The sequence below is a fragment of the Nocardioides agariphilus genome, assembly GCF_015352445.1.
Classification (GTDB): Bacteria; Actinomycetota; Actinomycetes; order Propionibacteriales; family Nocardioidaceae; genus Nocardioides; species Nocardioides agariphilus.
The window spans coordinates 1-7806 of sequence record NZ_JADKPO010000059.1 but is presented as its reverse complement, the minus strand read 5'-3'; the positions used below and the strand labels follow the sequence as shown (position 1 = coordinate 7806).

Genomic DNA, 7806 nt, shown 5'->3' with positions numbered 1-7806 from the left:
AACCACTCCGCCCGCTGGTTGAGGAGGTTGGGCGCAACCGTCTCGTAACCACTCCGCCCGCTGGTTGAGGAGGCTGCGCAGCAACCGTCTCGAAACCACTCCGCCCGCGGGTTGAGGAGGTTGCGCAGCAACCGTCTCGTAACCACCCCCACCGCCGGTTGAGGAGGCTGCGCAGCAACCGTCTCGAAACCACTCCGCCCGCTGGTTGAGGAGGTTGGGCGCAACCGTCTCGTAACCACTCCGCCCGCTGGTTGAGGAGGCTGCGCAGCAACCGTCTCGAAACCACCCCGCCCGCGGGTTGAGGAGGTTGCGCAGCAACCGTCTCGAAACCAACCCCACCGCCGGTTGAGGAGGCTGCGCAGCAACCGTCTCGAAACCACCCCCACCGCCGGCTGGTTGAGGAGGCTGCGCAGCAACCGTCTCGAAACCACTCCGCCCGCCGGTTGAGGAGGCTGCGCAGCAACCGTCTCGAAACCACTCCGCCCGCTGGTTGAGGAGGTTGGGCGCAACCGTCTCGTAACCACCCCGCCCGCTGGTTGAGGAGGTTGCGCAGCAACCGTCTCGAAACCACTACAGGTGACGTCAGTCTTCGGTCCGGTCCCGAAGAGACGTCCAGCTCCTGGATGCCAGACCGCGAAGGGCGGCCAGGTCGCCGCGCATCAGGGCCTCGCGCTTGCGTCGGCTCCACCCTTGGACGCGTTTCTCGAAGGCGTATGCGTCGTCGATCCGCGCGAACTCCGCAGCCCACCTCAATGCGACTGGAAGTCGATGGCGGGTGTACGCAGCACCCAGTCCTTGCTGGTGCTTGCTGACGCGTGTCTCCAAGTCGATCGTGCTGCCGACGTAGTACGAGCCATCCGAGCACTCGAGGATGTACACCCAGGCCATCGGGCGATGGTCGCCGTCGCGGGAGGCGGCTTCAAGGCCCGTGCGTAGGCCTGTGGACGAGCATGGTTTCGAGACGGTTGCTGCGCAACCTCCTCAACCGGCGGTGGGGGTGGTTTCGAGACGGTTGCTGCGCAACCTCCTCAACCAGCGGGGATTGGTTGAGACGGTTGCTGCGCAACCTCCTCAGCCGTCGGGAGGTGCACCTCTACAGTCGGGGCGTGGGCGTGTGGAACACCTTCGTCGAGGGCGACAACCTCGAGGTGTTGCAGAGGCTGGGGGAGCGGGTCGACCTGATCTACATCGACCCGCCGTACAACACGGGGAACGCGTTCGCCTACCGCGACGACTATCGCGGTGGTGAGTGGGTGGAGATGATGCGGCCGCGCCTGGTGGCTGCGCGGGAGGTCATGTCCGACAGCGGTGCGATCTTCGTCAGCATCGACGACAACCAGCAGGCGCGACTGCGGTTGCTGATGGACGAGGTGTTCGGGCAGGCAAGCTTCCTGGCCCAGGTCGTGGTCAACCTCAATGCCAAGGGACGCCAGCTCGGCAAGGGATTTGCGACCTCTCACGAGTACCTGCTCGCCTATGCCCGCGACCCGCGCACCTGCGTCCTCGATGCGAGCTCGCCCGACACCGTGGACCCCGCCGACTTCCCCCTGGTCGCCCCAGACGGTCGGCGCTATCGACACCTGCCGCTGCGCAACACCAACAAGAAGTTCAACCCGGTGACCGCGCGCACCCTGCACTTCCCGGTGTACGGCGACCCGGTCGGCGGGCGGGTCAGTACCGCTCCGTTCGTGGGCGCGGTCGAGATCGAGCCGGTCTTCGGTGATGGTCGACCGGCAGTGTGGCGCTGGTCGGCACCGCTGATCGAGCAACGTCTCGACGACCTCGTGTGCCGCGTCGTCAAGGGCCGGCTCGGTGGGCGGGTCGACGTCTTCCAGAAGGACTGGCTCCATGAGGGTCGGCGCAAGAAGCTGCGCACGATCTGGCTGGCCGAGGAGATCGGCTCGACCGACACGGCCGTTGCCGAGCTGAAGGAGATCCTGGGACACGTCTTCGAGTCGCCGAAGCCCACCGGCATGATCCGCCGGATCCTCCAGACGATGCCGGCCGACGCAGTGGTGCTCGACTTCTTCGCCGGGTCGGGCACGACCGGCCACGCGGTCGCACTCCAGAACCAGGCCGACGGCGGCACCCGCCGCTGCATCAGCGTCAACTCGGCGGAGGCCGTGCGGCCGGGGTCCAACGCCGACCTGGCCGGCTACGCGACCGTCGCCGACATCACGCGCGCAAGACTGACGGCAGTGGACGCGCTCCTCGGCGGCGGTTTCGAGGCTCGCCGGCTCGCACCTCAACCCCCGAACGAAGGCTGGATCGATGAGTGACACGCGCGTGGCCCTGGTGACCGGTGCTTCCAGCGGCATCGGGGAGGTGACTGCCCGCAGGCTGGCCGAGGCCGGCTTCACGACGTACGGCGTGGCTCGTCGCGTCGACAGGATGTCCGGGCTCGCAGACTCCGGGGTGCAGACCTTTGCGATGGACGTCACTGACGACGCCTCGATGGTCGACGGAGTCCAGCGGATCATCGATGAGCAGGGTCGCCTCGACGTGCTCGTCAACAACGCGGGCTACGGGTCCTACGGCGCCGTGGAGGACGTGCCGATCGACGAGGCCAGGAGGCAGTTCGAGGTCAACATCTTCGGCCTGGCCCGGCTCGTGCAGCTGGCCTTGCCTGCGATGCGCAAGCAGCAGAGCGGCCGGATCATCAACATCAGCTCGGTCGGTGGGAAGTTCTACGAGCCGCTCGGCGCGTGGTACCACGCAACGAAGTTCGCACTCGAAGGTCTCAGCGACAGCCTGCGCCTGGAGCTGGCGCCGTTCGGCATCAAGGTCGTGATCGTCGAGCCGGGCCCGATCATCACCGAATGGAACACCATCGCCCGCGACGGCCTCGTCGAGATCAGCCGCGGCGGCGCCTACGAGGAGCGCTCGCAACGCATCTACAAGACGATGGAGCGCGGTGACACCGGCTGGGCCGGCACCGATCCCGACGTCGTGGCCAAGAAGATCGTCAAAGCCGCGACGGCTCGGCATCCCGCCATCCGCTACCCGGTCGGCAAGGGGGCCGGTTCGTTGGTGCTGGCCCGGCGCTTGCTTCCCGACCGCGTCTTCGACGCGATGATCAACACGCAGTATCGCTAGGTGAGCTCCAGCACGGACAGGTCATCGAAGCGCCGGAAGTCACGATCGAAGGTGACAAGGGTGGCCCCGAGCGTCGTGGCCGCTGCGGCGATGTAGGCGTCGGTCACGAGGTCTGCCGCGGCGCCGGCATCGTGGAGGTAGCGTCCGAAGGCGTCCATCAGCCTGGGATGCCCGGAGTAGTGGACGTAGCTTCCTTGCGTCCTCATGGCTTCCACGAATCCCCAAGCCTGCTCAGGCGTCGAGGGCGCCGAGAAGATTCGACGGTGAGTCACGACGCGGGTGAAGCCGACCCAGATCAGATCGGGAACCGTGAGTTGCTCACCGCGGTCGCTGGTCTCCTGCCACCACTGTCGGGCGACGTCGTGGTGTTGGTGTTGGGGTCGGTGCAGGGCCACCAGCACATTGACGTCGAGGACGTTCACGTGTGCCCGCCCGCGGGGTCGTCCAGAGCTTCGAACATGGAGCGGTTGCTGGTGAGGTCGACACCTGGCAGGACCTCTCCGCCACCAGGGAAGACCGGCAGCTCGGGTCCCTCCTCGGGGTGTGGAGTCATGAGCAGTCTCTGCAGGGCTTCGTCGACCAGGTCTCCCAACGTGACGGCGCGCTCCTTGGCCACTTCCTTGGCCCACTCGAGAAGGCGGTCGTCGATATTGACCGTCGTGCGCATGGTGATGATCATATCATCACACGCAGAGCATCACCCGCATCAGCAACCACGTCACCGCGGTTGCGACGGCGTGCGGCGAGTAGGAGCCCGAGAGCGTCGGTGCCCACGGCACGCGGTCTGCCCGGGCGCGGCGCGCCCTCCGGACCCGCACCCAAGCCGTCGGGAAGGAGTCCGAGGTGGTGGAGGACGGCGTACGTGAGGGCCGTGAGAGCCAACCGACGCGAGGAGGTCGTCAGACGCCCGCGACCTTCTCCAGCGCGGAGATCTCGTCATCGAGGTAGGTCAGGATCCGCTGGAGGTGCGGGACCGTACGCCGGCAGCCGGTGAGCCCGAACGCCATCTGCTCGGCATAGGAGTTGCAGGTGATGTTGAGGGCGTTGCCGTCGATCGGCACGGACAACGGGTAGGTGCCCAGCATCTCGGCGCCGTTGAAGTACTGGGTGGTGCGGGGGCCGGGGACGTTGGAGATCACCAGGTTGTACGCCGGGCGCACCATGTTGGTCATGCCGAGCAAGGTCGGCAAGATGGCGGGTACCTGGCCCACGGCGCTCATCGCCTGGATCTGCAGGGGCGTCATCTGGGCCAGGGCCTGCTTGCCGTCGAGCATCGAGGCGTGGATCAGCAGCAGCCGGTCGAGCGGATCCTCGAGGTCGGTGCCGAGCTTGACCATGATCGAGCCGACGGCGTTGCCGCCGGTGCCCGCATGGCGCGCCTTGGCGTGGAGGCCGACCGGCACCATCGCGATCAAGGAGGTCTCGGGCAGCGCATCAAGCTCGGACAGGTAGGTGCGCATCGCGCCACTGCACATCGCGAGCACGACGTCGTTGAGCGTCGTGCCGGTGGCCTTGCCGATCGCCCGGATGCGTTCGAGGGGCCAGTCCTGCGCGGCAAATCGTCGTGATGCCGTGATCTCTCGGTTGAGGATGGTGTTGGGGGCGAAGAGAGCCAGCGTCGAGGTCTCGTTGCGCAGGCTGCGGTTCAGCGTCTGGACGAGCGCCTTGGGGATTCCGGCCGCGTCGGCGCTGATGCCGAGCGCGGTCTTCAGTGCGCTCAGCGCCTCTCCGGCCGTCGCGTGCTCGGCGGCCTCCTGGGCCTTGCCGATCTTGGAGCGGGGCGGTCGCTTGGCCCACGGCGCCGGCATGTCGCGCTCGTCGGGGTCGCTGGAGACGATGCTCTGCAGCAGCCTCATCGCGGCGATGCCGTCGACCAGCGAGTGGTGCAGCTTGGTGTACATCGCGATCCGACCGTCGCGCAGCCCCTCGATGAGGTGCCACTCCCACAGCGGACGCTCGGTCGCCAGCCGGGTCGAGTGAAGGCGCGAGCACAGCTCGAACAGCTCACGGACGCGGCCGGGCTTGGGCAGCGCGCTGTGGCGGACGTGGTGGTCGATGTCGAACTGGTCGTCCTCGACCCACACCCACTGGCCAGCGGTCTTGATCGATCGGTAGGGCCGCTTGAGGAACAACGGGGCGATGTCGATGGTGTCACGCATCGACTCGAACAGGTCGCGCACATAGTTGCGCCCGGCATCGGGCGGCTTGCGGTAGAGCTGGAGGCCGCCGACGTGCATCGGCATCCGCCTGTTCTCGGCGAGGAGGAAGCCCAGCGCGGTCGGGTCCAGTGGGGTGGCCACGCTGGCGATCCTAGGCCCGCCTGGACGTCGGCAGGCTCTGGAAGGATCGGACGCATGGAGGGGCAGGGGAGGGCGGACTCGCTCGACCGGCTGTGGAGGCGCGGGCGCACGTCCGTGGACGCCCGGCTCGACCGGTGGCGCTCGAAGAGCTGGCAGGTCGGCCAGTGTGCGATCGCAGCGGGCCTCGCGTGGCTGGTCGCCCATGACCTGCTCGGCCACGCGACCCCGTTCTTCGCGCCGATCGCGGCCGTGGTCAGCCTCGGCACGTCCTACGGCCAGCGGCTGCGGCGGGTTGCCGAGGTGACCGTGGGGGTGGCCGTCGGGGTCTTCCTCGCCGACCTGATCGTGTCCGGCATCGGCTCGGGTTGGTGGCAGCTGACGGTCATCGTGGCGCTGGCGATGTCCACGGCGATCCTGCTGGACGGCGGTCAGCTGTTCATGATGCAGGCCGCCGTGCAGTCGATCGTGGTGGCGACCCTGGTGCCCGATCCCGGTGCGGCTCTGACCAGATGGACCGATGCAGTCGTCGGGGGCGTGGTCGCGCTGGTGGCGGCGACGGTCGTGCCCGCAGCGCCCCTGAGACGGCCGCGCGAGCAGGCCGCTCGGGTGGTCCGCAAGGTCGAGGAGCTGCTGCGCGCTGCCGCCGAGGTGATGGTCGACGGCGAGGTCGAGCCCGCACTCGACCTCCTGGCCGACGCGCGCTCGACCGACCACTACGTCACCGAGCTGCGCGCCGCCGCAGACGAGGGCCTGGCAGTGGTGGCGTCGTCGCCGTTTCGCGTGCGGCACAAGCCCGGCGTACGCCGGATGGTCGACCTGGTCGACCCGATCGACCGGGCGCTGCGCAGCACCAGAGTGCTCGTCCGACGCACCGCGATCACCGCCTATCGCCACCGGCCGGTGCCAGCGAGCTACGCCAGGCTGTGCGTCGACCTCGCCGACGCGGCTGAGGTGGTCGCGCGCGAGCTGATGGCCGACCGCATGGCTTTGGCTGCGCGCCCCATCCTGGTGGCTGTCGGCAACGCGACCGGTGAGGTCGAGCGCACCGCCGACCTCAACACCGACGTACTGCTCGCCCAGATCCGGTCGGTGGTGGCCGACCTGCTGCTGCTCACCGGGCTCGACGAGGTCGAGTCGACCGACCTGCTGCCACCACCGCGGGACGCGGCATGAGCCCCGGATCGCCACGTTGGGTGCTCCACGTCGACCTCGACATGTTCCTGGCAGCCGTGGAGATCCTGCGCAGGCCGGAGCTCGCCGGCAAGCCCGTCGTGGTCGGCGGACGCGGCATCGTCAACGAGCGTGCGGTCGTCTCCACCGCGTCCTACGAGGCGCGCGAGTTCGGCATCCGCTCGGGCATGCCACTGCGCACGGCCTACAAGAAGTGCCCCGACGCGGTCTTCCTGCCGGTCGATGCTCCCCATTACCTCGCTGCGTCCGCGGAGGTGATGGCGGCGATCCGGGCACTCGAGTGGGGTGGCGTGCCGGTCGTGCTGGAGGTGCTCGGCTGGGACGAGGCGTTCCTCGGTGCAGGCGAGGGCCATGGCGACCTGGGCGACCCCGTGGAGATGGCGAGGCGGGTGCGCGCGGCGGTTCTCGAACGCACCCGCCTGCACTGCTCGGTCGGCATCGGCAACAACAAGCTGCAGGCCAAGATCGCCACGGACTTCGGCAAGCCCAGTCAACTGCGGGGCGGGATCTACGCCATCACCGACGAGACCTGGTACGACGAGATGGGCGCTCGCCCGACGCGGGCACTGTGGGGCGTGGGCAACAAGATCGCCGGACGGCTGTCGGCTCACGGCATCGAGACCGTGACCGACCTGGCGACGTCCGACATCGACGCACTGGTGGGGGAGTTCGGTCCCACGATGGGGCCGTGGTTCCACCGCCTGGGGCGGGGCGTCGACAGCTCGCCCGTCGATGCGACACCGTGGGTGCCGCGTGCCCATGGCCGCGAGGAGACCTACCAGCAGGACCTCACGTGGGAGCAGGTGCCAGACGCGGTGCGTGAGCTCGCGGCCCGCGTCGTTCATGACATCGATGCCGAGGGCAGGCCCGCGATGCGCGTGCACCTCAAGATCCGCTACCGCAACTTCTTCACCCTGACCCGCTCGCGCAAGCTCAAGGAGCCTTCGAACGACCCGGCCGTGCTGGGCGACGTCGCCGTCGCGCTGCTCGAGAAGGTCGAGCCGGACAAGCCCGTGCGACTGCTCGGGGTGCGCTTGGAGATGGTGCCTCCCGAGGGCGGTTACGACCGTTAGCTGCCTGTCTCGAAACCAGACGAGACCACCCCTCGCCGGTTGAGGAAGGCGCGCTAGTGACCCGGATTTGAAGTTCGTCGTATAAGTCGTCCGAGCTTGGCGAGGATCTCGTCGGCTGTCTTGGTCCACACGAAGGCTTTGGGGTT

The 7806-nt window shown here is 68.2% G+C and carries 8 protein-coding genes; 4 read left to right on the top strand and 4 right to left on the bottom strand.

The features are described from left to right. Positions 1–582 precede the first annotated feature (582 nt). Complete coding sequence (locus ISU10_RS22400; RefSeq protein WP_194698675.1) at positions 583–888, bottom strand: GIY-YIG nuclease family protein; 306 nt, start codon at positions 886–888, stop codon at positions 583–585. 218 nt (positions 889–1106) lie between these two features. Between ISU10_RS22400 and ISU10_RS22395 the strand changes: the two genes are divergently transcribed. Both ISU10_RS22395 and ISU10_RS22390 read left to right on the top strand, forming a co-directional pair. After that, positions 1107–2279, top strand: coding sequence for a site-specific DNA-methyltransferase (locus tag ISU10_RS22395; RefSeq protein ID WP_194698674.1), 1173 nt, complete (start codon positions 1107–1109; stop codon positions 2277–2279). After that, positions 2272–3096 carry an oxidoreductase gene (locus ISU10_RS22390; RefSeq protein ID WP_194698673.1) on the top strand — a complete coding sequence of 275 codons (825 nt, stop codon included), beginning with the start codon at positions 2272–2274 and terminating at the stop codon, positions 3094–3096. The genes ISU10_RS22395 and ISU10_RS22390 overlap by 8 nt, the downstream gene beginning before the upstream one ends. On the opposite strand, the gene ISU10_RS22385 is transcribed toward ISU10_RS22390, so the two are convergent. The 3 genes from ISU10_RS22385 to ISU10_RS22375 all read right to left on the bottom strand — a co-directional run bounded on the left by ISU10_RS22385 (position 3093) and on the right by ISU10_RS22375 (position 5396). After that, on the bottom strand, positions 3093–3518 hold the full coding sequence (locus tag ISU10_RS22385; protein ID WP_194698672.1) for a TA system VapC family ribonuclease toxin: 426 nt from the start codon (positions 3516–3518) through the stop codon (positions 3093–3095). The two genes, ISU10_RS22390 and ISU10_RS22385, sit on opposite strands and share 4 nt — an antisense overlap. Further along, on the bottom strand, positions 3515–3763 hold the full coding sequence (locus ISU10_RS22380; protein ID WP_194698671.1) for an antitoxin: 249 nt from the start codon (positions 3761–3763) through the stop codon (positions 3515–3517). Before ISU10_RS22380 ends, ISU10_RS22385 begins: the two co-directional genes overlap by 4 nt. Positions 3764–3995: 232 nt before the next feature. Next, positions 3996–5396, bottom strand: coding sequence for a WS/DGAT/MGAT family O-acyltransferase (locus ISU10_RS22375; RefSeq protein ID WP_194698670.1), 1401 nt, complete (start codon positions 5394–5396; stop codon positions 3996–3998). 54 nt (positions 5397–5450) lie between these two features. Between ISU10_RS22375 and ISU10_RS22370 the strand changes: the two genes are divergently transcribed. Continuing rightward, positions 5451–6569 (top strand): FUSC family protein, encoded by a 1119-nt coding sequence (locus tag ISU10_RS22370; RefSeq protein ID WP_194698669.1) that lies wholly within the window; start codon positions 5451–5453, stop codon positions 6567–6569. After that, positions 6566–7660, top strand: coding sequence for a DNA polymerase IV (locus ISU10_RS22365; RefSeq protein ID WP_194698668.1), 1095 nt, complete (start codon positions 6566–6568; stop codon positions 7658–7660). The genes ISU10_RS22370 and ISU10_RS22365 overlap by 4 nt, the downstream gene beginning before the upstream one ends. The last annotated feature ends 146 nt before the right edge of the window (positions 7661–7806 follow it).

What these genes read in the sequence shown, in the direction of transcription:
- ISU10_RS22380 (WP_194698671.1), bottom strand. Translation starts at nt 3,763, where the DNA reads ATGCGCACGACGGTCAATATCGACGACCGCCTTCTCGAGTGGGCCAAG.
- ISU10_RS22390 (WP_194698673.1), top strand. Translation starts at nt 2,272, where the DNA reads ATGAGTGACACGCGCGTGGCCCTGGTGACCGGTGCTTCCAGCGGCATC.
- ISU10_RS22370 (WP_194698669.1), top strand. Translation starts at nt 5,451, where the DNA reads ATGGAGGGGCAGGGGAGGGCGGACTCGCTCGACCGGCTGTGGAGGCGC.
- ISU10_RS22365 (WP_194698668.1), top strand. Translation starts at nt 6,566, where the DNA reads ATGAGCCCCGGATCGCCACGTTGGGTGCTCCACGTCGACCTCGACATG.
- ISU10_RS22400 (WP_194698675.1), bottom strand. Translation starts at nt 888, where the DNA reads ATGGCCTGGGTGTACATCCTCGAGTGCTCGGATGGCTCGTACTACGTC.